General features: G+C 63.8%; 21 protein-coding genes and 1 riboswitch. Of the genes, 18 read left to right on the top strand and 3 right to left on the bottom strand.

The genetic code is table 11. The annotated features are described in order from the left end of the window. Positions 1 to 8: 8 nt before the first annotated feature. A complete protein-coding gene (gene clpX / locus NFJ07_RS18155) occupies positions 9 to 1295 on the top strand; it encodes an ATP-dependent Clp protease ATP-binding subunit ClpX (protein ID WP_269996412.1) in 1287 nt (428 codons plus the stop codon). 125 nt (positions 1296 to 1420) lie between these two features. Next, positions 1421 to 1990 (top strand): mycothiol-dependent nitroreductase Rv2466c family protein, encoded by a 570-nt coding sequence (locus NFJ07_RS18150; protein ID WP_269996519.1) that lies wholly within the window; start codon positions 1421 to 1423, stop codon positions 1988 to 1990. A gap of 36 nt (positions 1991 to 2026) precedes the next feature. On the opposite strand, the gene NFJ07_RS18145 is transcribed toward NFJ07_RS18150, so the two are convergent. Beyond that, entirely contained in the window at positions 2027 to 2902 is an 876-nt protein-coding gene (locus NFJ07_RS18145) for an Fpg/Nei family DNA glycosylase (RefSeq protein WP_269996410.1), read from the bottom strand. Positions 2903 to 3285: 383 nt separating this feature from the next. Next, positions 3286 to 5907 (bottom strand): valine--tRNA ligase, encoded by a 2622-nt coding sequence (gene valS, locus NFJ07_RS18140; RefSeq protein WP_269996408.1) that lies wholly within the window; start codon positions 5905 to 5907, stop codon positions 3286 to 3288. A 63-nt stretch (positions 5908 to 5970) separates the two neighbouring features. On the opposite strand from valS, the gene NFJ07_RS18135 reads away from it, so the two are divergent. The 7 genes from NFJ07_RS18135 (at position 5971) to ndk (ending at position 13696) form a co-directional block, all read left to right on the top strand. After that, entirely contained in the window at positions 5971 to 6348 is a 378-nt protein-coding gene (locus NFJ07_RS18135) for a DUF488 domain-containing protein (RefSeq protein ID WP_269996406.1), read from the top strand. Beyond that, positions 6345 to 6971: a class I SAM-dependent methyltransferase gene (locus NFJ07_RS18130; protein ID WP_269996404.1), complete on the top strand. Its 627-nt coding sequence runs from the start codon at positions 6345 to 6347 to the stop codon at positions 6969 to 6971. The genes NFJ07_RS18135 and NFJ07_RS18130 overlap by 4 nt, the downstream gene beginning before the upstream one ends. Before the next feature lie 19 nt (positions 6972 to 6990). Then, positions 6991 to 7749 carry an SDR family oxidoreductase gene (locus NFJ07_RS18125; protein WP_269996402.1) on the top strand — a complete coding sequence of 253 codons (759 nt, stop codon included), beginning with the start codon at positions 6991 to 6993 and terminating at the stop codon, positions 7747 to 7749. Positions 7750 to 8079: 330 nt separating this feature from the next. Beyond that, entirely contained in the window at positions 8080 to 11409 is a 3330-nt protein-coding gene (ileS, locus tag NFJ07_RS18120) for an isoleucine--tRNA ligase (RefSeq protein WP_269996400.1), read from the top strand. 3 nt (positions 11410 to 11412) lie between these two features. Then, positions 11413 to 12774 (top strand): bifunctional folylpolyglutamate synthase/dihydrofolate synthase, encoded by a 1362-nt coding sequence (locus tag NFJ07_RS18115; protein WP_269996398.1) that lies wholly within the window; start codon positions 11413 to 11415, stop codon positions 12772 to 12774. A 2-nt stretch (positions 12775 to 12776) separates the two neighbouring features. Then, the gene (locus NFJ07_RS18110; protein WP_269996396.1) at positions 12777 to 13223 is read left to right on the top strand and encodes a DUF4233 domain-containing protein; all 447 of its coding nucleotides are present in this window, start codon (positions 12777 to 12779) and stop codon (positions 13221 to 13223) included. Between the two features lie 53 nt (positions 13224 to 13276). Further along, positions 13277 to 13696 (top strand): nucleoside-diphosphate kinase, encoded by a 420-nt coding sequence (ndk, locus tag NFJ07_RS18105; RefSeq protein ID WP_269996394.1) that lies wholly within the window; start codon positions 13277 to 13279, stop codon positions 13694 to 13696. Between the two features lie 68 nt (positions 13697 to 13764). Here ndk and NFJ07_RS18100 read toward each other — a convergent pair whose 3' ends face one another. Further along, positions 13765 to 14433, bottom strand: a complete 669-nt coding sequence (locus tag NFJ07_RS18100; RefSeq protein WP_269996392.1) for a vitamin K epoxide reductase family protein — start codon at positions 14431 to 14433, stop codon at positions 13765 to 13767. A 469-nt stretch (positions 14434 to 14902) separates the two neighbouring features. On the opposite strand from NFJ07_RS18100, the gene NFJ07_RS18095 reads away from it, so the two are divergent. The 9 genes from NFJ07_RS18095 (at position 14903) to nadD (ending at position 26139) form a co-directional block, all read left to right on the top strand. Further along, the gene (locus NFJ07_RS18095; protein ID WP_269996390.1) at positions 14903 to 18031 is read left to right on the top strand and encodes an Rne/Rng family ribonuclease; all 3129 of its coding nucleotides are present in this window, start codon (positions 14903 to 14905) and stop codon (positions 18029 to 18031) included. A 178-nt stretch (positions 18032 to 18209) separates the two neighbouring features. Further along, a riboswitch (TPP riboswitch) is annotated at positions 18210 to 18306 on the top strand. Continuing rightward, a complete protein-coding gene (gene thiD, locus NFJ07_RS18090; protein ID WP_269996363.1) occupies positions 18298 to 19818 on the top strand; it encodes a bifunctional hydroxymethylpyrimidine kinase/phosphomethylpyrimidine kinase in 1521 nt (506 codons plus the stop codon). (Overlaps the previous riboswitch by 9 nt.) A 419-nt stretch (positions 19819 to 20237) precedes the next feature. Further along, positions 20238 to 20546, top strand: a complete 309-nt coding sequence (rplU, locus tag NFJ07_RS18085) for a 50S ribosomal protein L21 (RefSeq protein WP_028267456.1) — start codon at positions 20238 to 20240, stop codon at positions 20544 to 20546. 60 nt (positions 20547 to 20606) lie between these two features. Then, entirely contained in the window at positions 20607 to 20870 is a 264-nt protein-coding gene (rpmA, locus tag NFJ07_RS18080) for a 50S ribosomal protein L27 (protein WP_003803426.1), read from the top strand. Between the two features lie 143 nt (positions 20871 to 21013). Next, on the top strand, positions 21014 to 22603 hold the full coding sequence (obgE, locus tag NFJ07_RS18075; RefSeq protein WP_269996347.1) for a GTPase ObgE: 1590 nt from the start codon (positions 21014 to 21016) through the stop codon (positions 22601 to 22603). Next, on the top strand, positions 22593 to 23783 hold the full coding sequence (proB, locus tag NFJ07_RS18070) for a glutamate 5-kinase (protein WP_269996345.1): 1191 nt from the start codon (positions 22593 to 22595) through the stop codon (positions 23781 to 23783). The genes obgE and proB overlap by 11 nt, the downstream gene beginning before the upstream one ends. Next, complete coding sequence (locus tag NFJ07_RS18065) at positions 23780 to 25150, top strand: glutamate-5-semialdehyde dehydrogenase (protein ID WP_269996343.1); 1371 nt, start codon at positions 23780 to 23782, stop codon at positions 25148 to 25150. The genes proB and NFJ07_RS18065 overlap by 4 nt, the downstream gene beginning before the upstream one ends. 79 nt (positions 25151 to 25229) lie before the next feature. Beyond that, positions 25230 to 25463, top strand: coding sequence for a hypothetical protein (locus tag NFJ07_RS18060; protein ID WP_269996341.1), 234 nt, complete (start codon positions 25230 to 25232; stop codon positions 25461 to 25463). Further along, on the top strand, positions 25405 to 26139 hold the full coding sequence (nadD, locus tag NFJ07_RS18055) for a nicotinate-nucleotide adenylyltransferase (RefSeq protein WP_269996339.1): 735 nt from the start codon (positions 25405 to 25407) through the stop codon (positions 26137 to 26139). Before NFJ07_RS18060 ends, nadD begins: the two co-directional genes overlap by 59 nt.

Here is a 26139-nt window from a genome sequence, read left to right as displayed (position 1 = left end):
ATTCCCACATGGCTCGGATTGGCGAGAGCACGGATCTGCTGAAGTGTTCTTTCTGCGGAAAGAGCCAGAAGCAGGTTCGGAAGCTGATTGCCGGGCCCGGCGTGTACATCTGCGACGAGTGCATCGAACTCTGCAACGAGATCATCGAAGAGGAACTCGCGGAAGTGTCGGATCTTGGCAGCTTCGAGTTGCCCAAGCCGCGGGAGATCTTCGATTTCCTCCAGGAGTACGTCATTGGCCAGGAGCCCGCGAAACGTTCCCTTGCCGTCGCCGTCTACAACCACTACAAGCGCATCCAGGCGGGCCACGCGCCGAAGACCGGCCTGGGCGAAGGCGGACACCACGAAGACGTGGAGATCGCCAAATCCAACATCCTGCTGATTGGCCCCACCGGTTGCGGCAAGACCTACCTGGCGCAAACCCTGGCCCGCCGCCTGAACGTACCCTTCGCCGTAGCGGATGCCACGGCCCTGACTGAGGCCGGGTACGTCGGCGAAGACGTCGAAAACATCCTGCTGAAGCTCATCCAGGCCGCAGACTACGACGTCAAGAAGGCCGAACAAGGCATCATCTACATCGACGAGATCGACAAGATTTCGCGCAAGAGCGAGAACCCGTCCATCACGCGCGACGTCTCCGGCGAAGGCGTGCAGCAGGCACTCTTGAAGATCCTCGAAGGCACAGTGGCCTCGGTTCCGCCGCAAGGCGGACGTAAACACCCGCATCAGGAATTCATCCAGATCGACACCACCAACGTGCTATTCATCGTGGCCGGAGCTTTCGCCGGGCTGGAGGACATCATTGGATCGCGGTCGGGCCGCAAGGGCATTGGATTCGGCGCCCCGCTCAACGAGGTCAAGGGCAACGCGGACAGCTACGGCGAGGTGATGCCGGAGGATCTGCTCAAGTTCGGTCTGATCCCCGAATTCATTGGACGCCTGCCTGTGATCACCACCGTGTCCAACCTTGACCGTTCCGCGCTCATCCAAATTCTCTCCAAGCCCAAGAACGCCCTGATCAAGCAATACCAGAAGATGTTCCAGCTGGACGGCGTGGAACTTTTGTTCGACGACGACGCCCTTGACTCGATTGCGGACCAAGCCCTTGAACGCGGCACCGGAGCCCGCGGCCTGCGCGCCATCATGGAGGAAGTGCTGCTGCCGGTCATGTTCGACCTGCCCAGCAGGGACGACATCGCCAGCGTCGTCATCACTGCCGACGCCGTGGCCAAGAAGGGCCAGCCCACCATGATCGCGCACGAGGTTGTTGCGAAGCGTCGGAATAAGTCCGCCTAGCCTGGAGTTGGAATCATTGGTGCCGGACACCCTTTCGTCCGGCCAGCCGCGCCCCCTTCGTCCTATCCGAGGAGTTCCCTGTGCCCGAGCAGACCGCCAACAAGGTTGATTTCTGGTTCGATCCCATGTGCCCTTTTGCCTGGGTGACATCCCGCTGGATCGGTGAAGTGGAAGACGTCCGCGGCATCGAGACCAACTGGAACGTCATGAGCCTCTCTGTCCTCAACGAAGGCCGCGAGCTGCCTGCTGAATACACCGAGAAAATGAAGCTGGGCTGGGGACCCGTCCGCGTTATCATTGCCGCCCGGGAGTTGCACGGAGACAGCTACGTCAAGCCGTTGTACGACGCGATGGGTACCCTGATCCACCACGAAGGCATCAAGGATTTCGCCGAGGTCATCTCCAAGGCACTGGCTGAAACCGGCCTGCCTGCCGAGTTGGCCCGCTTTGCCGATTCCGAGGAATTCGATATCCAGTTGCGTGCCAGCCACGAAGCGGGGATCTCCCGGGTGGGCCAGGACGTCGGCACCCCGGTGGTCGCCGTCAACGGCACTGCCTTCTTTGGACCCGTCCTGACCCGTATTCCCCGCGGCGAAGAAGCAGGCCGGATCTGGGATGCCACGGTCACGCTGGCTGGCTACCCGCACTTCTTCGAGCTCAAGCGCAGCCGCACGGAAAGCCCCGAATTCAACTAGCCCGAGCCGTGGCGGCTCTTTGAGCCGCGGGCACAGCTATTTCAGGAACCGCGACGTTCTCCGGTCCGCCAGGATCTTTCCATTTGTCTGGCAGCCAGGGCAGTACTGCAACGCGGTGTCGGCAAAGGACACCTCGCGGATGGTGGTCCCGCACACGGGGCAGGGCTGTCCCGCCCTGCCATGGACCCGCATGGTGTTCCGCTTCGTGTCCTTGAGTTCGCTTGAGGCTTTCCCAACGGCGGCGGCCACGGCCGCACCCAGGACACTTTCGATGGACTCATAAAGGACTCGGGTTGTGTCCTTGTCCAGCGACTTGGCGATCGCGAACGGTGAAATCCTGGCGGCGTGAAGGATCTCGTCGCTGTAGGCGTTGCCGATGCCCGCGATGACGCTTTGGCTCCGGAGGAGTCCCTTGATCTGGTGCGAGCTACCGGCGAGGATTCCGGCCAGGGTTTCCGCCGTGAATGCAGGGCTCAGTGGGTCCGGGCCGAGTGTCGCGATCCCGGGAACGTCCAAGGGGCTGTGCACCACGTATACGGCCAGGCTTTTCTTCGTTCCGGCCTCCGTCAGGTCCACACCGACGTGCGTTGAGCCGTCGCTCTTGGTGAAGCCGAGCCTCGCGGCAATATTGCTGCCGCCCATCCGCAGCTGGGTCTGCGATGGCTGCTCCGTGTAGCGCAGCCAGCCGGCCTTGGCGAGGTGGAAGATGAAGTGGATGCCCTCGGCGTCGAGGCTGACGAACTTTCCGAAGCGTTCCACGCCGAGGATTTTCCGACCCTCCAGGGCCAAGTAGGGCGGATCGGCCGTCTTCAGCACGGCAAAAGAGGTGATCTGAATCTTCGTCAGTTCGGCACCGAGGAGATTCCTGCCCAGGAAGGCAGTCAGCCCGGCCACTTCGGGAAGTTCTGGCATAGCAACACTGTGCCACAAAGCACCCAACCCCAGAACCCCGGAGACTCGCCACGAAGCCCGCGAATTACATGCCAGTAGTTCCCGAAGAGGGCTTGTGCTGGCTGGGGTGCGGGTCAAGAATAGAACTTACCCACTTCGAAAGAAGAGGGACACGGAAACCAAAGATTCAGTGATATGTATCTGACGCAGCCTTCGGCAAAGTTGGATACAAGCTACCAGTGACGAGGTAGGAAGACCTGAAAGTCTGAGGATTCCGCCAGACCGCCAAGACGTCACCGGGCAGCCGAAAAGTCGAAGCCCCACCAACGGCTAAACGCTGATGGGGCTTCCCTTTTGCCCGGAAACTTCCCGGCGGGCCCGGAAAACTCCCGGGCTCTTCCAAACTAGGCCTGGGCGGGCTCCTCGGCAGGTGCCAGGACCACGTCGCTCACCGTGAGTTCGCCGTCGGCGGCCACCAGTGAAATCTCCTGTGCGTTGGCCGCGGCCTTCAGGTCTCCCAGTCCGGCTTCCAGCTGTGCAACAAACGACTCGGTGGCGCTGATGGTGGCGGAGAGGACTTCGGTGCGCTGCTTGACCTTTGCCTCGGACTTGGCCTTGCGGATGCCGCTCAGCGCGATGCCGACGGTGCCCAGCATGGTGGTGTCGCCGTCGACGATTTCCACGGCTGCCGGCCACGCCGCGCGGTGGACTGAACCCGTGCGCCACCAGCTCCAGACCTCTTCGGTGGCGAAGGGCAGGAACGGCGCGAACAGGCGGAGCAGCGAATCCAGCGTGGTGGCAAGGGCAGCAAGCACGGATGCCTGCTCGGTCTCGCCAGCCGCACCGTAGGCGCGGTCCTTGATGAGCTCCACGTAGTCGTCCGTGAACTGCCAGAAGAACGATTCCGTGATCTGCAGGGCGCGGGCGTAGTCGTAGTTGTCGAACGCCTTGGTGGCCTGCGCCACGACGTCGGCCAGCTGCGCCAGCAGTGCACGATCCAGGGGGTTGGTCAGGACGGACAGGTCCGCGCCGACAACCGAGTTCTCCGTAGCGCCCAGGTTCAGGACGAACTTGGAGGCGTTGAGCAGTTTGATGGCCAGGCGGCGGCCGATCTTCATCTGGGCGATCTCGTAGGCGGTGTCCGCACCGAGCTTGGCCGAGGCGGCCCAGTAACGGACGGCGTCGGAGCCGAATTCGTTCAGGACGTCGGTGGGAACAACCACGTTGCCCTTGGACTTGGACATCTTCTTGCGGTCCGGGTCCAGGATCCAGCCCGAGATGGCTGCGTGTTTCCACGGCGCGCTGTTCTGCAGGGCATCTGCCCGGACGGCCGAGGAGAAGAGCCAGGTGCGGATGATGTCGTGGCCCTGCGGGCGGAGGTCGAAGGGGTAGACCTTGCCGAACAGTTCCTCGTCACGGCTCCAGCCGCCCACGATCTGCGGGGTCAGCGAAGACGTGGCCCAGGTGTCCAGGACGTCGGCGTCTCCGATGAAGCCGTTGGGCTGCTCGCGCTGGGACTCCTCGAAGCCGGGTGCCGCGTCGGCGGCAGGGTCCACGGGCAGGGACTCGTCGGACGGCAGGACGGGGTTTGCGTAGTCCGGGTTGCCCTGGGCATCCAGCGGGTACCAGACGGGGATCGGCACGCCGAAGAAGCGCTGGCGCGAAACGAGCCAGTCGCCGTTCAGCCCGGAGATCCAGTTCTCGTAGCGGGAGCGCATGAAGGACGGGTGGAACTCGATCTCGTGTCCGCGCGCGATCAACCGTTCGCGGCGGTCCTCGTCCCGTCCGCCATTGCGGATGTACCACTGGCGCGACGTGACAACTTCAAGGGGCTTGTCGCCCTTCTCGAAGAAGTTCACGGGGTGCGTGATCTTCTTGGGTTCGCCTTCCAGCAGATCGGCGGCAATGAGAAGCTCAACCACTGCTTCTTTGGCAGAGAACGCCGTCTTGCCGGCAATCGCCGCGTAGGCTTCCTTGCCGGCGTCGGTGGTGATCCACTCAGGTGTCTCGGCGATGATGCGGCCGTCGCGGCCCATGATGGCGCGTGTGGGCAGCTGCAGCTCGCGCCACCAGGTGACGTCAGTCAGGTCGCCGAAGGTACAGACCATGGCGATGCCGGAGCCCTTGTCCGCCTTGGCGAGCGGGTGGGCTTTGACCTCCAGTTCGACGTCGAACAGGGGGGAGGTGACGGTCTTGCCGAACAGCGGCTTGTAGCGCTCGTCGTCGGGGTTTGCTACCAGCGCCGCGCAAGCCGCGAGCAGTTCGGGACGCGTCGTCTCGATGTGGATCTTCTCGCCGTCAGCGGTGAAGAAGGGGTAGCGGTAGTACGCGCCGGCAACCTCGCGGTCCTCCAGCTCGGCTTGCGCGACGGCGGTGCGGAACGTCACGTCCCACAGCGTTGGAGCCTCGGCCATGTAGGCGTCCCCGGCGTTCAGGTTGGCGAGGAAGGCGCGCTGGGACACCGCACGGGAGGTGTCGTCGATGGTGCGGTACGTGAGGTCCCAGTCAACGGACAGGCCGAGGGTCTGGAACAGGTTCTCGAAGACCTTCTCGTCCTCGACGGCGAGTTCCTCGCAGAGTTCGATGAAGTTCTGCCGCGAGACGACGTCGAAGTCGCGCTGGTTCTTCGCCGGCTGAGCCGGCGGGCGGTAGTCGGCGTTGTAGGGAATGGCGGGATCGCAGCGGACGCCGTAGTAGTTCTGCACGCGGCGCTCGGTGGGCAGCCCGTTGTCGTCCCAGCCCATCGGGTAGAAGACGTTCTTGCCGGTCATGCGCATGTAGCGGGCCTGGACATCCGTCTGCGTGAACGAGAACATGTGGCCCACGTGGAGCGAACCGGATGCGGTGGGCGGGGGAGTGTCGATCGAGTAGACCTGCTCCCGTGTGGTGTCCGGGTTGAACTTGTAGGTTCCTTCGTCCAGCCAGCGCTGCGTCAGGGCAGCCTCGAGGCCTTCAAGGGCCGGCTTGTCGGGAACGTTGATGGGGGCGGTGGCGGGCGTGTCTGTACCCTGCGTTGATTCAGCCATGGGCCAATTGTTTCATGGCGTCCTTTGTTCCGTGGCACGCGGACGTGCAGTAGCATGCGGGCCATGACGGAACTCAAGGATGTTTTGGCTATCAAGCGCATCTATGACGAAGCAAGCGACGACGACGGCTACCGGGTTCTGGTGGACCGGCTCTGGCCGCGAGGGGTATCCAAAGATCGCGCCCGTTTGGACCTATGGCTCAAGGAAATCGCGCCCTCGCCGCCGCTGCGCACCGAGTTTGCCCATATGCAGGAGCGCTTCGAAGGCTTCCGAAGCTCGTACCAAGCCGAGCTGGAACAGAATCCCGCCGTGGAGCAGTTGCTGGAGTTGGCGGCCGGCAAGAAGCGCCTGACGCTGCTCTACGGCGCCAGGGACCCAGAGATCAACCACGCCCGCGTGCTGCTGGAGTTCTTGCTGGGCGCCGGGGCGGTGGGCAAATGACGCCGCAGCACCCGCGCTTTGCGCGCGCTTACGCCAGGGTAGTTCCCGCTATGAACCTGCGTGGTGCCACCGAGCACCGCCGCAGCTTGCTCGCCGGACTGCGGGGCCGCGTCATTGAGGTGGGCCCCGGCGAGGGCTCGTCGTTCGGCCTGTACCCGGCCACCGTGGAAAGCGTCCTCGCGGTTGAACCTGATGATTACCTCAGGGGGCTCGCTGAAAGTAAGGCACGGTTCGCTGCTGTACCCGTCACGGTTGTTCCCGGAACCGCTGAGAACATTCCGGCAAGCGATGGCGAGGCGGACGCCGTCGTGGTCAGCCTTGTCCTCTGCAGCGTGGCGGACCAGGCGGTGACGTTGGCGGAAATCCGCCGCGTGCTTCGACCCGGCGGAACCCTGGCATTCTACGAGCACGTGCGCTCGGACAAGAGGCTTCTCGCGGCCGTCGAGGATCTGCTCACTCCGGCCTGGCAGCACATGGCCGGAGGCTGCCATCCCAACCGCGACACCCTTCAGGCGATCGGCGTCGCCGGCTTCCAGGTGCTGGACAGTGAGCGTTTCGGCTTCTCTGCCGGCCCACTGTCCCCGCCGATCGCCCACATCCTTGGCCGTGCGATCTCCCGGTGAACCACGTTAGGGTGGTGCCATGACTGAGGAAGTACAGACGAAGACCGCAGTAGTGACCGGCGCCAGCACGGGAATCGGCGAAGCCACGGTGCGGGCCCTCACCGCCGACGGATGGAAGGTATTCGCCGTCGCCCGCCGTGCGGAGCGGCTTGAGGCCCTCGGCGCCGAGAGCGGCGCTGTGCCGTTCGCAGCGGATATCACCAACGACGACGACGTCGCGGCGTTGCTTTCTGCCGTCACCGAAGCAGGGGGAGCGGACACGCTCATCAACATTGCCGGTGGCGCACGGGGCGCAGACACCCTGGCCAATGCGCAGACCGAAGACTGGGACTGGATGTACCAAGTCAACGTGCTCGGCACCCTGAAGCTGACCCGGGCCTTCCTCCCGATGCTGCGGGCCAACGGCGAGGGCACAGTCCTGAACCTGACGTCGACCGCGGGATTCACGGCCTACGAGGGCGGCGGCGGGTACAACGCGGCCAAGTTTGCCCAGCACGCCATGACCGGTGCCCTGCGCTTGGAGGAAGCCGAGAACAACATCCGCGTCATCGAGGTGGCGCCGGGGCTCGTCCGTACAGAGGAATTCGCGCTCAACCGTCTCGGCGATGCCGCTGCGGCAGCCAAGGTGTACGCCGGCGTCGAAAAGCCGCTCACGCCGGAGGACGTCGCCGACGTTGTCAAGTACGCGGTCTCAATCCCGCACCACATCAACCTGGACGAGATCATCATCCGCCCGGTGGCGCAGGCCGCTACCCACAAGTTGATCCGCAAGGGCTGAGTTCCCGGCGTCGCGCGCCCCATGCCCTCAAGTGGAGCTCGCGGCGCCGCTGCCGCTAGACTTGTGGCACAAGCTTTGACCCGGACATCACCGGTGAGCTTCCGGAAGAACGCCCCCGCCACCACGGGGGTCAGTAGAACCGGACGGGTAAGCCCGTCACAGCAGCAATGAGCGGCCGGCGCCGGATCAGCTCCTTTCCAAAAGGAGCAGAGTTGGTGCCGGTAAGTGAGGTGGTACCGCGGTACTTGCGCTGTTGGAGACAACGGCCTGGCGCCGTCCTCGCATCCTGAATGAAACTTTGTGTTCACCGGCTCAACCCAGGATGAAGAGATGACGTATTACCCCAAGGCCTCCGCAACTCCGTCCGGCACCTCAACAGGGGTGTCCGCCTCCGTGAAGTTCCCGGAGATCGAAGAGCGCATCCTCAAGTACTGGGATGAAGACGGCACCTTCCAAGCCAGCATCGACCAGCGCAGCGCTGATCTGCCCGGTGGCCACCCCGGCAGCAACGAGTTCGTCTTCTACGACGGTCCTCCCTTCGCCAACGGACTGCCCCATTACGGCCACCTCCTGACCGGCTACGCCAAGGACCTGGTGGGCCGTTACCAGACCCAGCGCGGCAAGCGCGTCGAACGGCGCTTCGGCTGGGATACCCACGGCCTGCCCGCTGAACTCGAGGCCATGAAGCAGCTGGGCATGACGGACAAGACCCAGATCGAAGCGATGGGCATCGACAAGTTCAACGACGCCTGCCGTGCCTCCGTCATGAAGTACGCAGACGAATGGAAGAGCTACGTCACGCGCCAAGCGCGCTGGGTGGACTTCGACAATGACTACAAGACCCTCAACGTCGAGTACATGGAGTCCGTCCTTTGGGCCTTCAAACAGCTCCACGAGAAGGGCCTCACCTACAACGGGTACCGCGTCCTGCCGTACTGCTGGAAGGACGAGACGCCGCTTTCCAACCATGAGCTGCGCATGGATGACGATGTCTACAAGAACCGCCAGGACCAGACCGTCACCGTGACCTTCCCCATCAAGGCAGGGGAGTCCGAACTTTCGAAGTCCCTCGAGGGTGTGCAGGCGCTCGCGTGGACCACGACGCCCTGGACGCTGCCCACCAACCTGGCGCTCGCCGTCGGGCCTGACATCTCCTACGCGGTGGTTCCGGCCGGTCCCAACGGCATCAAGGCCGCCTCCGCGGAGGCTCCGGTGACGGGCAGCTTCCTGCTGGCCGCCGATCTTCTCGGCACCTACGCCAAGGACCTAGGGTACGACGACGTAGCTGCCGCCGCCTCAGCCGTCACCGCCACTTTCACGGGCACGGAGTTGGCCGGCCTGGAGTACGAGCCGCTTTGGGATTACTTCTCCGACACCGAGAAATACGGCACCCAGAACGGCTGGCGTTTCCTCGTGGCGGACTATGTCACCACCACCGACGGTACGGGCATCGTCCACCAGGCCCCGGCCTACGGCGAAGACGACCAGAAAGTCTGTGAGGACGCAGGTATCCCCGTGGTGCTTTCCGTCGACGAAGGCGCCAAATTCCTCCACCTGTTCGCGCACGGACCCCTTGCCGAAATCTCCGGATTGCAGGTGTTCGATGCCAACAAGCCGATCACGCAGGCACTCCGTTCCGGCGGTCGCCTGGTTCGCCAGGCCAGCTACGAGCACAGCTACCCGCACTGCTGGCGCTGCCGCAACCCCTTGATCTACCGTGCCGTGTCTTCCTGGTATGTGGAGGTCACCAAGTTCAAGGACCGGATGTCCGAACTGAACCAGGAGATCAACTGGATCCCGGGCAACGTCAAGGACGGACAGTTCGGCAAATGGTTGGCCAACGCCCGCGACTGGTCCATCAGCCGCAACCGTTACTGGGGCTCGCCCATCCCGGTGTGGCAGTCCGATGACCTCGCGTACCCGCGCACGGACGTTTACGGCTCGCTCGCCGAGATGGAGGCCGATTTTGGCCGCCTTCCGATGAACAACGACGGCCAGGTTGACCTGCACCGCCCGTTCATCGACGAACTGACCCGGCCCAACCCGGACGACCCGCGCTCTCCCGAAGAGGGCCAGTCCACCATGCGCCGTGTCGAGGACGTCCTGGACGTCTGGTTCGATTCCGGTTCAATGCCCTACGGCCAGGTGCACTACCCATTCCAGAACGAGGAATGGTTCGACACCCACAACCCGGCAGACTTCATCGTCGAGTACATCGGGCAAACCCGCGGCTGGTTCTACATGCTGCACATCCTGTCCACGGCACTCTTCGACCGGCCGGCCTTCCGCAACGTGATCAGCCATGGCATCGTGCTGGGCTCCGACGGGCAGAAGATGTCCAAGAGCCTGCGCAATTACCCGGACGTCTCCGAGGTCCTGGACCGCGACGGCTCCGACGCCATGCGCTGGTTCCTGATGTCCAGCCCCATCTTGCGCGGCGGCAACCTCGTGGTCACCGAACAGGGAATCCGCGACGGCGTCCGCCAGGTCATCCTGCCGCTGTGGAACGTCTACAGCTTCTTCACGCTGTACACGAACGCCTCCAATGGTGGGGCCGGCTATGACGCCAAACTGCGCTACGACGGCTACGCCGACACCCTGGACCAGTACTTGCTGGCAAACACCGGCGACCTCGTCCGCAACATCACCTCCAGCTTGGACGAATACGACATTTCCGGAGCCTGCGATGAACTGCGCAGCTACCTGGACATGCTCACCAACTGGTACGTCCGCCGCAGCCGGCAGCGCTTCTTCGACGAGAACACCGACGCCTTCGATGCCCTCTACACGGCACTCGAAGCCGTCTGCCGTGTCTCGGCGTCGCTGCTGCCCCTTGTTTCCGAGGAGATCTGGCGCGGCCTGACCGGCGGGCGCTCGGTGCACCTGGCCGATTGGCCAGAGGCATCGCTGTTCCCGGCAAACCCGGGACTCGTAGAGGCCATGGACCGGGTCCAGCAGATCTGCTCCACCGGTTCCAGCCTGCGCAAGGCCGCCAACCTTCGCGTTCGCCTGCCGTTGCAGGAGCTCACGGTGGTGGCACCCGGTGCGGACGCGCTGGAAGGCTTCGCCGCCGTCGTCGCGGATGAGCTGAACCTGCGGTCCGTCCGGCTCCTGGACGCCGCTACGGCGTCGCCGGAGGAATTCGGCATCGAGCAGAAACTCGTGGTCAATGCCCGCGCGGCAGGTCCGCGACTGGGCAAGAACGTCCAGCAGGCCATCAAGGGTTCCAAGTCCGGCGACTGGTCTGTGCAAACAATCGACGGCGTTGCAGGAGTCGTTGTTTCAGGCGGCCTCGAGCTGGAACCGCAGGAGTACACCCTTGAGACTGTCGTGGCGGAATCTGCTGACGGTTCGTCCGCGGCCGTCGCTGTCCTTCCGGGCGGTGGCTTCGTGGTCCTGAACACCGAAGTCACTCCGGAACTTGCCGCCGAAGGCTTGGCGCGAGACATGGTCCGTGCCATCCAGCAGGCCCGCAAGGACGCTGGACTCAATGTCAGCGACCGCATCCACACCACGGTCCTGGCCGTTCACGACGTTGTTGACGCCTTGCGCGCCAATGAAGACCTGGTCAAGACCGAAACCCTGTCACTCAAGCTCGACCCCGTCGTCTCCGGCGACGCCGCCGAGCCGCAGATCACCGTTACCAAGATCGAGGCCTAGTACATGAGCGACGAATTCTCCGTAGAAAGCGTCTACGCCGAACTCCTGGGCCGCGCCCCGGAAAACAAAATGGAGCCGCGGCTGGCGCCCTTGTACCGGGCTATGGACGTGCTGGGGGAGCCCAACAAGGCGTTCCCGATCATCCACATCACGGGCACCAATGGCAAGACATCCACCGCCCGCATGATCGAGGCGGGACTTCGCGCCCACGGCTTGAGCACGGGCCGCTACACGAGTCCGCACCTGTCGAAGGTCACTGAGCGAATCAGCATCGACGGCGAGCCGGTTTCGGATGAGACCTTTGTCCGGATCTGGGACGAGATCCATCCGTACCTTGAAATCGTGGACAAGGAACTCGAGGCCGGTGGCCAACCGAGGCTCACGTACTTCGAGTGCCTGACCATCCTGGGCTTCGCGATCTTCGCTGACCAACCCGTCAATGTCGCAGTGATTGAGGTAGGTTTGGGCGGCATTACCGATGCCACGAATGTGGGCGACGGACAGGTTTCCGTGGTGACGCCGATTTCGCTCGACCACACGGATCTCCTGGGCGACACCACCGAGGATATCGCCCGCGAGAAGGCCGGAATCATCAAGCCTGGCGGCTTCCTGATCAGCGCCGCCCAGCCCGTGGACGCCGCGCAGGTGCTCCTGGAGAAGGCGCGCGAGGTTGGCGTGCCGTTCCGCTTCGAAGGCGTCGAATTCGGCGTCGAGTCCCGCAGCGTTGCCGTCGGCGGCCAAGTGCTGACCATCCAAGGGCTCGCAGGCCGCTACGAGGACCTGCTGCTGCCCTTGCACGGCGCCCACCAGGCCGAGAACGCCGCAGTCGCCGTCGCGGCCCTGGAGGCGTTCCTCGGCGGCGGCGAGAAGGAACTCGACGGCGACGTCCTGCGCGAAGCTTTCGGCAACGTCAGCTCGCCCGGCCGTCTTGAAGTGGTGCGCACCGCGCCCACGATCATCGTGGATGCCGCCCACAACCCCGATGGCATCCGCGTCTCGGCCGAGGCAATTGAGGAGGCCTTCAGCTTCAGCAAGCTGGTGGTGGTCCTCGGGATCCTGAAGGAAAAGGACGCGGAGGAAATCCTGAGGCAGCTCAAGGAATCCCTGGGTGGACTGGCGGAGGAGTTCTGTTTCACGCAGTCCAGCTCGCCGCGGGCCATCCCGGCCGCGCAACTGGCCGATCTCGCCGTCGACCTTGGTTTCGGTGCGGACAACGTCCACATTGCCGAGAAGCTGGATGACGCGATCGAGTGGGCCGTGGAGCGTGCCGAAGCCAACGACGACTTGGCTGGCGGGGTACTCGTCACGGGTTCCATCACCGTAGTGGCCGAAGCCCGCATGCTCCTTGGAAAGGCAGGTTCCTGAGCATGGCCAAACTCACCAAAGCCCAGCGCGAATGGCGGCCCGGGATGCCCAAGAAGCGCCGCTCCACCAAGGTGATGTTCGCTTCGACAGTGCTGCTCCTGGAGGCCTTCGTCGCGTTCTTTGCCACTTTGGCTGTCTTCGGACTGAAGCGTGGAGAGCCGGCGCTGGTCCTGGGCTTCGGCATCGCCCTGAGCGTCGTGTTGGTCCTGGCCTGTGCCGTGCTCAGCAAGCCGTGGGGCATCGGTGTCGGCTGGGTATTGCAGTTGGTCTTGGTTCTTTCCGGCTTCGTCGAGCCCACGATGTTCGTGGTGGGAGTCCTGTTCGCGGCGTGCTGGTGGTACGGCATCCGTGCAGGCATGAGGATCGACCGCGAGAACGCCCAGCGTGATCGTGAGCAAGCCGAGTGGAACGCCGCGCATGGGGAAGATTCCGCTGGGCAGTCCGCCTGAGCGAAACCCCGTAAACTGGCTGGGAAACCCACACACTCAACATTGGAGCAACCGTGAGCATTGAGCGCACCCTTGTACTGATCAAGCCCGACGGCGTCGCCCGCAACTTGAGCGGCAGCATCCTCGCCCGCATCGAGTCCAAGGGATATTCCTTGGCCGAATTGAAGAAGGTCGACGCCAGCCGCGAACTGCTGGAGCAGCACTACGAAGAGCACCTCGGCAAGCCGTTCTACGAACCGCTGGTTGAGTTCATGCTCAGCGGCCCGGTTGTCGCTGCCATCTTCGAGGGCCACCGCGTGATCGAAGGCTTCCGTTCCCTTGCCGGAACCACGGACCCGACGACGGCGGCGCCCGGCACCATCCGCGGCGACTTCGGCCGTGACTGGGGGCTGGCTGTGCAGCAGAACCTGGTCCACGGTTCAGACTCGGTGGATTCCGCCGAGCGTGAGATCAAGATCTGGTTCGGCGCGTAGCTTTCCGCCAAGACCAACGAAGGGGCCCATGTTCAACGCGAACATGGGCCCCTTCAGTTGTTAAGCGCTCAGTAACCAGACGTGCCGATGAAGACGTTGATGAAGGCAAAGAAAATGCTCGCGATCACGGCGACGTAAAGCAGCGCGGAAATGATCCAACCGGATTCGCCCAGGATCTTGGCCAGGCGTGCGGGCGCTGGAATGACCCCGTGCACCACGTTCCTGATGGTCACGAAGACGAAGAGCGGGATCATGCATGCCCACACCACCATGCAGAACGGGCACAGGATGTGAATGGCGTAAAGTGCCTGCGACCATAGCCAGACGATGAAGATGAAGCCCAGCGTGACGCCGGCCTGCAGTCCGATCCAGTACCAGCGGGCGAACTTGGCCCCGGCAAAGATGGCCATGGCGGTGGTGATGATCACGGCGAAGGCGACGATGCCGATGAACATATTGGGGAAACCGAAAAGGGAACTTTGCCATGTCTTCATGACACTCCCGCACGATACCCACGGATTGAGGTCGCAGGCCGTCACGTGGTTGGGGTCGATGAGAACCTGCAGCTTTTCCAGTACGAGCGCCCCGGATGCAAGCCATGCGATGGCGCCGGTGGCAAGGAGTAGCCACGCAAAGGGCCGGTCGCGGACCATGCGGGGCACGACTGCGTCTGCGGCGTTTTTCTGGAGGGAGCGGGCATCGTTGTTGGCCAGGTTCGGGCTGGCGGGGCTCGGCATGGTTGGCTGTCCTTTTCTGGAAGGCCCGGCGCAGGGCCGGGGACTGCTCTTGGGAGGATTCTATCCGCGGCGGCTGGAGGACGCGTCCAGCGAAGGTGGCGGCACGGAAGCTTTCAGGACGTGCTTCCTGCCGGGAGTGCGGGGGTGTGAGAGAATGAACATGGCCGGAAGCCGATCCACATGCGGAATCCGGTCCGGTATCTTGTTCCCAAGACCGCCAATCATATGCAGGGCATGCCCAGGATCCAATGATCCCCGGTAGGGCCGCAGTGACAATGGACGGCACCTGGTTGTGGCATTAGAACAACGGGTTTGGAGCGAAGCCGGCTTTCCGTGGATGCCGCACCCCCATGCTGGTGCGAACCGGAAAGACTACTACTGACTTCTGTCAACGCCTGCGGGTTTTGACAATATTGCCCCTCTGGGCACCGGATGTGGCGGTTGCGCAAGGGCAGGAGTGTTGCCACATATGGATAACGAGCAAGTTGTAGCCGCCGCCGAAGATGCGGCGTCCACCGAGACCACTGAAGCACCCAAAAAGGTCACCCGCGCCCGCCGCAAGGCGGCACCGAAGACGGTCGCCGCGGACGAAACCCCCGACGCCGAAGCTGCCGCAGCCGCCGTTGAGCCGCTCGCCGAGGCAGCGGACACCGAAGAGCCCAAGGCTCCTGTCCGGCGCAGCAGGGCTCGAAAGAAGGTCGAAACTCCGGAGCCGTTGCCAGGTTTCGCTGAAGAAGCTTCCACCGAAGGTGGCGAGGCGCCGAAGGCTGCCGCCGTCGTCGAAGCTGAAGTTGCCGCAGAGGCCGAAGCTGCCCCCGAAAAGCCGGTCCGCCGCCGTCGTACGACGAAGCCAAAGAGCGCCGAGCCCGTTGCCGAAGAAGCCGAAGTTGAAGCGCCGGCCGCGGAGATTGTGCCTGTGGAACTGCCGGCTGCGGAGATTGCGCCCAAGGAAACCACCGAAGAGCCGGCCGTCGAGGCGGAAGCTGCGAGCCCGATCGCTTCGTTGTTCCTGGAACCTTCCTCCATCACGTCGATGCTCTTCCAAGCACCGGACTTGAGCACGGTTGCCCGGCCGGCCGTCGTCGAAGAAGAACCGCAGGCCGATGCTGAGGAAGTCTCCGAGGACAACGAACTGGACGAAGCCGGCAGCCGCCGTCGTCGTCGCAGCCGTGGGCGTCGTGGACGCCGGGGCACCGAGCGCGATGAGGCCGGGGGAGAAGAAACCTCCGCGGAATCCGAGGACGAGGCAGAAGCCGGTACCGAGGAAGTCCTCGAAGAAGGCGTAACCTCCCGCCGTCGGCGGCGCCGTCGTCGTGGCGACGAGGACCTGGAGCTGACGGGCGGCGGAGACGACGATCCCCCCAACACGGTGACCCGTGTCCGCGCTCCCCGCGCACACGTGGAGACCACCAGCAGCTCCGACCGCGTCACCAGCGTCAAGGGCTCCACCCGCCTTGAAGCCAAGAAACAGCGCCGCCGCGAGTCCCGCGAGACCGGCCGCCGCCGCCAGGTCATCACCGAAGCCGAATTCCTGGCTCGCCGTGAGTCCGTCGACCGCCAGATGATCGTTCGCCAGCGCGACGACAGGATCCAGATCGGCGTGCTGGAAGACGGCGTGCTCGCGGAGCACTTCGTGTCCAAGACACAGCAGGATTCCCTGATCGGGAACGTCTACCTGGGCAAGGTCCAGAACGTCCTGCCGTCGATGGAAGCCGCGTTCGTCGACATCGGACGCGGCCGCAACGCCGTGCTGTACGCCGGTGAAGTCAACTGGGATGCAGTTACCCTGGAAGGCAAACCGCGCCGCATCGAAAACGCCCTGAAGTCGGGCGATTCCGTGCTTGTCCAGGTCACCAAGGACCCCGTAGGCCACAAGGGCGCGCGCCTGACGAGCCAGATTTCGCTTCCCGGCCGTTACCTTGTGTACGTGCCCGGCGGTTCAATGACCGGTATTTCCCGCAAGCTGCCCGACGTCGAGCGCAACCGTCTGAAGAAGATCCTCAAGGATCGCCTCCCGGAGAACGCGGGCGTCATTGTCCGCACCGCCGCCGAGGGTGCTTCCGAGGAAGAGCTGACGCACGATATCAACCGCCTGCGGGCCCAGTGGGAAGGCATCGAAAGCCAGTCCACGTCCACCAAGATCCTGGCCCCGGAAGTGCTGTACGGCGAACCGGACCTCACCATCAAGGTTGTCCGCGACGTCTTCAACGAGGACTTCTCCAAGCTCATCGTCTCCGGCGATGAAGCCTGGGACACCATCGAGGCCTACGTCACCTATGTGGCGCCGGATCTGGTGGGACGCCTCGAAAAGTGGACCTCGGATCAGGACATCTTCTCGGCATGGCGCGTGGACGAACAGATCCACAAGGCATTGGAGCGCAAGGTCTTCCTGCCCTCCGGTGGTTCGCTCGTGATCGACCGCACCGAGGCCATGACGGTTGTTGACGTCAACACCGGGAAGTTCACCGGCAGCGGTGGCAACCTCGAGGAAACCGTCACCAAGAACAACCTTGAAGCGGCCGAGGAAGTGGTCCGCCAGCTGCGCTTGCGCGACATCGGCGGAATCATCGTCATCGACTTCATCGACATGGTCCTGGAATCCAACCGCGATCTCGTGTTGCGCCGCTTGGTCGAGTGCCTCGGCCGGGACCGTACCAAGCACCAGGTCGCCGAAGTGACGTCGCTCGGATTGGTCCAGATGACCCGCAAGCGCATGGGCACAGGCCTGCTTGAGGTCTTCGGCGAGCAGTGCGACACGTGCGCAGGGCGCGGAATCGTCACGCACGACGAGCCTGTGGAGCACCGTCGGGCCAACGTGGTGGCCGCTGAACACCACCACCCGCGCACGGAATCGCAGCCGGCCGTCCGCCCGGAGCAGCGCAAGCGCCGCCGCGGCAGGGGCACGGGGCAGGGTACTGCTGAGCTCCCGATCACTCCTCCCGCGCCGGTCCACACTGTGGAATCCACTGATCCGAATCGCCAGGCGGCCACCCGCGCTGCCCTTGCCACGATCGCGGCTGCAGCCCACGCTGCCCACCTGCACGACGACGAGCTCCACCACGCCGCGGAATTGCTCGCCGGCGAGCACGTAGCGGATGCAACCCCGGTCCAGGCCCCCGCGGTCCCGGCCCAGGCTCCTGCCGCTGCTTCGAGTGGCGAGGAACGTTCGAAACCCGTGCTGCGATTTGGTGGCGAGGAAGTGGCGTTGCCCTTCGTCCACCACGAAGAGCCAGCGAGTGGCGCACCTGCCATGAGCCTGGATCTGTTGGCGCAGGCATTCGCGGGCCTCGGCGAGGCTCCCGACACTGCGAAGGCGGCAACCGAAGTCCAGGAAGCGCCCGCAGGGGTCCCCGCGGCCGTTGAAAGCGGAGAGTCCCCGGAGTCGGGTTCGCGTGGACGCAGAGGCCGCCGCAACCGGAGTGCCAGCCGGGCCCAGGGTGCCGCCAATGCCACCAACGTTGAGCACCACGAGGTTGCCGCGGCTGCCTCCGGTGGGGTTGCTCACGAGGCCAAGGCGCCGGACGCTGTTCCGGCTAAGTCGACGGCGGCAGCGGAACCGATCATCCTCGGAGTCGGCGTGCCCAAGTCCGAACTCTAAACGCAGTACCCTGTCCGAAGCCCCGGCCGTTCCCGCTCCTGTGGAAACCGCCGGGGCTTCGGCGTTGCCGGCCAATTCGCCGGATCGCCTCACAAGTGCGATTTCAACAGTGCGATTTCAATAGTGCGGTTGCAACAGGGCGATTTCAGCGGGCGAGGCGTGATCCGGGTTAAGCTAGGGGACTGACACGGGGTGCCGCGCACCAAGCCGGCTGAGACCAGACCCGTTGAACCTGTCCGGTTAGCACCGGCGAAGGGATGTCTCGTATGACTGTTTCGGCGCAATCAGCTGTCTACCCGCTCAAGGCCATCCAGCGCGCTATCCCCAGGGTCCTCAGCATTGCCGGCTCGGATCCTTCAGGTGGTGCCGGGATCCAAGCAGACCTGAAGAGCATTGCGGCCAACGGCGGCTATGGCATGGCCGTCATCACGGCGTTGACGGTACAGAACACGCAGGGAGTCACTGCCGTCCATGTGCCTCCCGTGGAGTTCCTGCGCCAGCAGTTGGATGCCATTAGCGACGACATCACGGTTGATGCCGTCAAAATCGGCATGCTCGGGGATGCGACCGTCATCCAGGAGGTCCGGCGCTGGCTCGGCGAGGCGCGCCCCGCCGTCGTCGTGCTGGATCCGGTGATGATCGCCACCAGTGGCGACCGGCTCCTGGCCGAGTCCGCTGAAACCGCCCTGCGGGAACTTCTGCCCCTGGCTGATTTGGTGACCCCCAACCTTCCCGAATTGGCCATGCTGCTTGGCGAACCCGAAGCCACCGACTGGGCATCGGCGTTGGAGCAGGGTAAGCGTTTGGCTGCTGCCTGCGGAAACACCGTCCTGGTGAAGGGTGGCCATCTGCAAGGAGCCGGCTGCCCCGATGCCCTGGTCAACACCGGGGGAGTCCTGAGCCAGGACGTGGTGGAGTTCGCCGGCCAAAGGGTGGAGACCCGCAACAGCCATGGCACGGGGTGTTCCCTGTCGTCGGCGATGGCGACGGCCAAGGCGCGGCTCGGCGATTGGGAGTCTGCCCTGCGCGTAGTCAAGCCTTGGCTTCAGGAAGCGCTGACCCAGTCCGAGGTGCTGGAAGTTGGAAAGGGCAACGGGCCGATCCATCATTTCCACACGCTCCAGCACGCCAATCAGCCGGGAGATTTTGCCGTCCGGATGTGGGACGCCGCCCAATCGGAACTTGCGGCCATTTACGGTTTGGATTTCATCCAGGACTTGCAATCCGGCAGGCTCAGCGAGGCGCAGTTCAGCTATTACCTGTCGCAGGATGCCATCTATCTCAACAGTTATTCCCGGGTCCTGGCACGGGCAAGCGCCCTCGCCCCGAGTGAAACCGAACAGCTGTTCTGGGCCCGCGGCTCGCAGATGTGCCTTGAAGTCGAGTCTGAGCTGCATCGGAATTGGCTCAGCGGACGCCAGGCAAGCACAGAGCTGGGACCGGTCACCAAGGCCTACGTGGACCATTTGCTGGCGGCGTCGGCGTCGGGCAGCTATGCCGTGCTGCTGGCTGCCGTGCTGCCCTGCTACTGGTTGTACGCCGAGGTGGGACAGCAGCTCCACCATGGCTATATCCAGGCGGGAGCGTCGGACGAACACCCTTACGCGGACTGGCTGCGCACCTATGCAGACGAGGCGTTCGCCGAGGCCACCCGCAGGGCGATCGACATCACGGATGCCGCCGCGCAGGCCGCAACACCCGCGGAGCGCACGGCGATGATGGAGGCGTTCTCCCAATCCTGCCGTTATGAAACAGCGTTCTTCGATGCTCCAAGGTTGCATGGCTGAGCCCGGTTCCCGGCCCGGAACTGGCGATGAAGGGCTGTTTCGGCGGGCGCCACTGCGTGTCGGGGCGGGGATCCGAGCTTTTCCCGGCCGGCAGGGTAAGGTGGACGGGCACGGTACCGGATGGCGGCATAGCCAGTCTGTGGCAGCCATCACGTGGCAGCCTCCGGACCTGGCCTCATTTGCAGCCGAAGGCGAAACTAGCGTAATCTAGATCTTCGGTGCTTACGCCAACACTTGGGTTATGCCCCTAGAAACCGTTCATTTGGAACTGACCTTTCATTTGGAACTGTTCGAGGGATGACTCATGGATTCCGTACCGGAGTCCACGGCGTTGAGGCACAGCGTGAACCAGGCCCGTTTTCGGATCGGGGTTCCGCACGCAAATTTAGTAATAAACGTCGAGAGAAGTGAGTGCCCAAGTGGTGTACGCGATTGTCCGCGCAGGCGGCCGCCAAGAAAAGGTTTCCGTTGGAGACTACGTAACCCTGAACCGCGTCCCCGGTGGAGCCGGCAGCACTCTTGAGCTGCCCGCACTGCTCCTGGTGGACGGTGACAAGGTCACCTCCGCTGCTGCGGATCTGGCCAAGGTCAAGGTTACGGCTGAGATCCTCGAAGACCTCCGTGGTCCGAAGATCGTCATCCAGAAGTTCAAGAACAAGACCGGCTACAAGAAGCGCCAGGGTCACCGTCAAGAACTGACCAAGATCAAGATCACCGGTATCAAGTAACCACTGGTTGCTGTTCAGGTTTTCAACAGATTCCCCAGAATTTAAAGGCAGGCATTTCAAATGGCACATAAAAAAGGCGCGAGCTCCACTCGCAACGGTCGTGACTCCAACGCCCAGTACCTTGGCGTAAAGCGCTTCGGTGGCCAGGTCGTTTCTGCAGGCGAGATCATCGTTCGCCAGCGCGGCACCCACTTCCACCCGGGCGCCGGTGTCGGCCGCGGTGGCGACGACACCCTGTTCGCCCTGCAGGCAGGTGCGGTTGAGTTCGGTACTCGCCGTGGCCGTCGCGTAGTGAACATTGTTGCTGCTGCAGCTGCAGAGTAATAACACGTTCTGAACGGGTGGAGCGGGCCGTATGGCCCGCTCCACCTGTCTTTTTAACCGCACTAGAATTTACTAGGGCGGGCGGCGCCGCATCAGCCGGCCAACGCACTTCAAGCAGTAATTTCCACATAGAGGAGAAACACGTGGCGACCTTCGTAGACCGGGTAGTACTTCACGTATCCGGCGGAACAGGCGGCCACGGCTGTGTCTCTGTTAAGCGCGAGAAGTTCAAGCCCCTCGGCGGACCCGACGGCGGCAACGGCGGCGACGGCGGCGGCGTCATCCTGCGCGTTGATGCCCAGACCACCACTTTGCTTGATTACCACCACGCACCGCACCGCCACGCCACCAACGGTGGCCCCGGCATGGGTGACTGGCGCGGCGGCAAGAACGGTGAAACCCTCGTGCTTCCCGTCCCGGACGGCACCGTGGTCAAGACGAAGGACGGCGTTGTCCTTGCTGACCTTGTAGGTGAGGGCACCGAGTTCATCGCCGCTGCCGGCGGCCAGGGCGGCCTTGGAAACTCTTCGTTGTCTTCGCAGAAGCGCAGGGCTCCCGGTTTCGCCCTGCTCGGCATCGAAGGCGACTCCAGCGACATCGTCCTGGAACTGAAGTCCATTGCAGACATCGCGCTGGTTGGCTTCCCCTCCGCAGGTAAGTCCAGCCTTGTCGCGGCGATGTCAGCGGCACGGCCCAAAATCGCCGACTATCCGTTCACTACCCTGATCCCCAACCTTGGCGTAGTCCAGGCCGGTGACGTCCGGTTCACCATCGCCGACGTTCCCGGACTGATCGAAGGCGCGAGCGAGGGCAAGGGCCTGGGCCACAACTTCCTGCGCCACGTAGAGCGTTGCGCCGCGCTGGTGCACGTGCTGGACTGCGGAACCTTGGAAGCGGACAGGGACCCGCTCTCGGATCTTGCGATCATCGAGCAAGAGCTGGACAGGTACGCGGTGGACATGAGCTACGCCGGTGTTGACGGCGAAGTGGTCCCCCTGAACGAGCGCCCCAAGCTTGTGGTCCTGAACAAGGTGGACCTGCCAGATGGTCGGGATATGGCCGAATTTGTGCGTCCCGAACTGGAACAGCGCGGCTACCACGTCTTCGAAGTCTCCGCCACGAGCCACGAAGGCCTGCGCCAACTGAGCTACGCCATGGGCGAGATTGTCATGGCGGCCCGCAAAGCCGTTGCCACTGCGCCTCCGAAGGTCGCAGCGCCCGTTCTCCGCCCCCGTGCCGTCAATGAGTCCGGCTTCAAGATCCGTCGCGAGGAAAAGAACCTCGAGCCGCTCTTCCGCGTGTTGGGGGAGAAGCCGGTCCGCTGGGTCAAGCAGACCGACTTCACCAACGAAGAAGCTATCGGCTACCTGGCCGATCGCCTGGCCAAGCTCGGCATCGAAAACGAGTTGTTCAAGATGGGTGCCGTTCCGGGTGACACCGTGGTGATCGGCGAAGAGGACGGCGTCGTCTTCGACTGGGAGCCCACCATGATGGCGGGCGCCGAACTCCTGGCGACGCCGCGAGGCACGGACATCCGTGTTGCCGACATCGGCGACCGCCCTACCCGTTCGCAGAAGCGAGATGAGCAGATCGAACGCCGCGAAGCCAAGGCTGCCGCGCGCGCCGAGCTCGAAGCCGAGCGCAAGGCAGGCATCTGGACTGAGTCCGTCAGCCGCCGTCGTGCTGCCCAGCCCCTGAAGGAAAGCGGCCTGGAAGCCGAAAATGACGACTAGCACGGCCCGCATCGCTGAAGCCACTGAAGGCGGCGATGCCGCCGAGCGCCAGGCGCTGGCCGGCGCCAAGCGGATCGTAGTCAAAGTAGGTTCGTCCTCGCTGACCAGCATCAAAGGCGGCATCTCGGAGAAAGCACTGACGGCACTCGTCCACGCCCTGGCCGAGAAGCGTAATTCCGGGACGGAGATCATCCTGGTCTCTTCCGGTGCCATCGCGGCGGGTCTTGCGCCGCTCGGCCTCGCCAAGCGTCCCAAAGACCTCGCCACCCAGCAGGCTGCGGCCAGTGTGGGCCAAGGGCTTTTGATGGCGCGCTACTCGCAGGCTTTTGCCGCGCATGGGGTCACGGTCAGCCAGGTCCTCCTGACGGCGGATGACTTGATGCGCCGCACGCAGCACAGCAACGCATACCGGGCGCTGGACCGTTTGCTGAACCTCGGCGTCGTACCTGTCGTGAACGAAAACGACACCGTGGCAACGCACGAAATCCGCTTTGGTGACAACGACCGGCTGGCCGCTTTGGTGGCGCACCTTGTGCGGGCGGATGCGCTGGTCCTGCTTTCCGACGTCGACGCCCTGTACGACGGTCCGCCGTCTCTGGGTGCCAAGCGCATTCCGCTCGTCGCCGGTCCCGCTGACCTCGTCGGCGTGACCATCGGCAAGGCCGGCAAGGCAGGCGTCGGTACCGGCGGCATGACCACCAAGGTGGAGGCGGCGTCGATCGCCGCAGGTTCCGGTATCCATGCCCTCGTGACGTCCACGGCAAATGCCGCCGCTGCCTTGGCCGGCGAGGACGTGGGCACCTGGTTCGCCATCAACGGCAACCGCAAGCCCGTCCGACTGCTGTGGCTCGCCCACCTCGCTTCGGTTCGGGGCCGTTTGGTGCTCGACGACGGCGCCGTCAAGGCCGTGCGCGACCGCCATACGTCGCTTCTGCCCGCCGGAATATCATCGGTGGAGGGAGACTTCGAGCCTGGCGATCCCGTGGAGATGGTTTCTGCCGAGGGCACCGTGATTGCCAGGGGCCTGGTGAACTACTCCTCGGAAGAGCTTCCCCGCATGCTTGGCCGCTCAACCAAGGAGCTCGCCAAGGACCTTGGCCGCGGATATGACCGCGTAGTTGTTCATGTTGACGATCTCGTACTGGTCCAGCCGTCCCGCTCCACTAAACTTGGAGAATGACTGAGGCCCTTACCCCTGATTCTCCTGTGATCACCGACTCCCTGACTTCCGGCAATGCCGCCCAGGCGCCGGAAACTCCGGAGCTGGGAACCGCGCCGCTCACCCACGAGCAAGTGGAGGCGGCCGTGCATTCGATCGCGGACCGCTCGCGGCAGGCTGCCCGGAGCATGGCTCAGGCGAACCGTGCTTGGAAGGACCGCGCCCTGCACGCTATCGGCGCCGCCCTCAGGGAACAGCAGGTGTCAATCCTCGCTGCCAACGCCAAGGATGTTGAGTCTGGCCGGAACAACGGAACCTCCGCTGCCATGCTGGACCGTCTGACCCTGACTCCTGCCCGCATCGACGGCCTTGTTGCGGCCCTTGAAAACCTGGCAGGCTTGCCGGATCCCGTGGGCAACGTAGTCCGAGGCCAGACCCTCCCCAATGGGCTGCGCTTGCGCCAGATCAACGTGCCCATGGGAGTGGTGGCAGCGATTTATGAAGCCCGCCCCAACGTCACTGTCGACATCGCCGGACTTGCCTTGAAGAGCGGCAATGCCGTGATCCTGCGCGGCGGATCGGCTGCTGCCCACACCAATGCAGCCCTTGTGACCATCCTCCGCGATGCGCTGGAATCCGTTGGGCTGCCGGCCGACGCCGTCCAGACCGTGGACCAATTCGGCCGCGAGGGTGCAAACGTCCTGATGCGTGCCCGAGGCCGGGTGGACGTGCTGATTCCCCGTGGCGGACGCGATCTGATCCAGACTGTGGTGAGCAACTCTTCCGTGCCCGTCATCGAGACCGGCGAAGGCAACGTGCATATCTTCATCGACGAGTCCGCCAGTGAAAAGATGGCCGTCGATATCCTGCTCAACGCCAAGACCCAGCGTCCCAGCGTTTGCAACACCGTGGAGACTCTCCTGGTGCACTCGAAATCCACTGTGCTGCCCGCCGTCGCCACCGCGCTGCGCTCTGCCGGGGTCACCCTGCATGTCGACCCCAGGATTCAAGCGGCGCTGTCCGGCTCCGTGGATACAGTCCCCGCCGACGACGTCGATTGGGCCACGGAATACATGGACCTCGACCTCGCCATTGCCATGGTGGACAACCTCGACGAGGCAGTCGCCCACATCCGCAAATGGTCGACGGGCCACACAGAGGCCATCCTGACGAACAATCTGGCGAACGCCGAGAAGTTCATCGCGGACATTGACTCCGCGGCGGTCATCGTGAACGCTTCCACGCGTTTCACCGACGGCGGCGAGCTCGGCCTGGGTGCCGAGGTGGGCATCTCTACCCAGAAGCTGCACGCACGCGGTCCCATGGGCCTCACCGAGTTGACCACCACCAAGTGGATCGTCCAGGGTGAAGGCCAGGTCCGCGGCTAGCGACGCTGTAACATAGAACAGAAGTCCTGGACGGTGGGAGGATCCGCCGTCGAAATCCTTTGAACCGCTAGGGGAGAAAATGCAGTTTCACCAGATCGCCATATCCATTCTCGCTCAAGGGGGCGAAACCGAGGCGCCGGCACCGTTGTGGGCCCCTCCCTTCGTCTTCGGGATCACCATTTTCTCCATCCTCCTGGTCCTGATGTTTGTGGCAGTCTCCTACACCAACCTCGGCAACCGTCACGACGCCGTCGATGAGCACTCGGATCCGCACCGCCAGCACCCGGCCAAGCACCCAGGGCTGGGTCACTAACATTTCCGCCGCAAAACCCTTCGAGGAAACGGGGCGAAGACTTCGCTTGGGCGTGATGGGTGGGACCTTCGATCCCATCCACCACGGCCACTTGGTTGCTGCCAGCGAGGTTGCTGCCAAGTTTCGCTTGGACGAGGTGGTCTTCGTGCCCACCGGAGAGCCCTGGCAGAAGTCGCACAAGCAGGTCAGCGAAGCTGAGCACCGGTACTTGATGACCGTTATTGCCACGGCCTCCAACCCGAATTTCACGGTGAGCCGTGTGGACGTGGACCGCCCCGGTCCCACGTTCACCATCGACACACTGCGGGATCTCCGGACCCAGCGGCCGGAGGCGGACCTGTTCTTCATCACGGGCGCGGACGCCCTGGCACAGATCCTGTCCTGGAAAGATGTCGACGAACTTTGGTCCTTGGCGCACTTTGTCGGTGTCACCCGGCCTGGTCATGTCCTTGATGGCATGGGCAGGGAGGACGTCAGCCTGTTGGAAGTGCCCGCCATGGCGATTTCTTCGACGGATTGCCGCGCCCGCGTGGGTGCAGGCAATCCGGTCTGGTACCTCGTGCCTGATGGCGTGGTGCAGTACATCGCCAAATACAAGCTGTACTCGGGCAAACCCGGCATGGGGGAGCCCCTGCATGCTATGACCGGACCAGAACACCAAGCCCGTACCGAGTGA

The organism is Arthrobacter sp. B2a2-09, from assembly GCF_027587375.1.
In the GTDB taxonomy this organism is placed as follows: Bacteria; Actinomycetota; Actinomycetes; order Actinomycetales; family Micrococcaceae; genus Arthrobacter.
The sequence above is the reverse complement of the archived record's forward strand: the minus strand, read 5'-3'. Positions and strand labels throughout refer to the sequence as shown.

Bases quoted from the DNA above. Each gene is read 5' to 3' on its own strand.
- clpX (WP_269996412.1), top strand. From the start codon at position 9: ATGGCTCGGATTGGCGAGAGCACGGATCTGCTGAAGTGTTCTTTCTGC.
- NFJ07_RS18150 (WP_269996519.1), top strand. From the start codon at position 1,421: ATGTGCCCTTTTGCCTGGGTGACATCCCGCTGGATCGGTGAAGTGGAA.
- NFJ07_RS18145 (WP_269996410.1), bottom strand. From the start codon at position 2,902: ATGCCAGAACTTCCCGAAGTGGCCGGGCTGACTGCCTTCCTGGGCAGG.
- valS (WP_269996408.1), bottom strand. From the start codon at position 5,907: ATGGCTGAATCAACGCAGGGTACAGACACGCCCGCCACCGCCCCCATC.
- NFJ07_RS18135 (WP_269996406.1), top strand. From the start codon at position 5,971: ATGACGGAACTCAAGGATGTTTTGGCTATCAAGCGCATCTATGACGAA.
- NFJ07_RS18130 (WP_269996404.1), top strand. From the start codon at position 6,345: ATGACGCCGCAGCACCCGCGCTTTGCGCGCGCTTACGCCAGGGTAGTT.
- NFJ07_RS18125 (WP_269996402.1), top strand. From the start codon at position 6,991: ATGACTGAGGAAGTACAGACGAAGACCGCAGTAGTGACCGGCGCCAGC.
- ileS (WP_269996400.1), top strand. From the start codon at position 8,080: ATGACGTATTACCCCAAGGCCTCCGCAACTCCGTCCGGCACCTCAACA.
- NFJ07_RS18115 (WP_269996398.1), top strand. From the start codon at position 11,413: ATGAGCGACGAATTCTCCGTAGAAAGCGTCTACGCCGAACTCCTGGGC.
- NFJ07_RS18110 (WP_269996396.1), top strand. From the start codon at position 12,777: ATGGCCAAACTCACCAAAGCCCAGCGCGAATGGCGGCCCGGGATGCCC.
- NFJ07_RS18100 (WP_269996392.1), bottom strand. From the start codon at position 14,433: ATGCCGAGCCCCGCCAGCCCGAACCTGGCCAACAACGATGCCCGCTCC.
- NFJ07_RS18095 (WP_269996390.1), top strand. From the start codon at position 14,903: ATGGATAACGAGCAAGTTGTAGCCGCCGCCGAAGATGCGGCGTCCACC.
- thiD (WP_269996363.1), top strand. From the start codon at position 18,298: ATGACTGTTTCGGCGCAATCAGCTGTCTACCCGCTCAAGGCCATCCAG.
- rpmA (WP_003803426.1), top strand. From the start codon at position 20,607: ATGGCACATAAAAAAGGCGCGAGCTCCACTCGCAACGGTCGTGACTCC.
- proB (WP_269996345.1), top strand. From the start codon at position 22,593: ATGACGACTAGCACGGCCCGCATCGCTGAAGCCACTGAAGGCGGCGAT.
- NFJ07_RS18065 (WP_269996343.1), top strand. From the start codon at position 23,780: ATGACTGAGGCCCTTACCCCTGATTCTCCTGTGATCACCGACTCCCTG.
- NFJ07_RS18060 (WP_269996341.1), top strand. From the start codon at position 25,230: ATGCAGTTTCACCAGATCGCCATATCCATTCTCGCTCAAGGGGGCGAA.
- nadD (WP_269996339.1), top strand. From the start codon at position 25,405: ATGAGCACTCGGATCCGCACCGCCAGCACCCGGCCAAGCACCCAGGGC.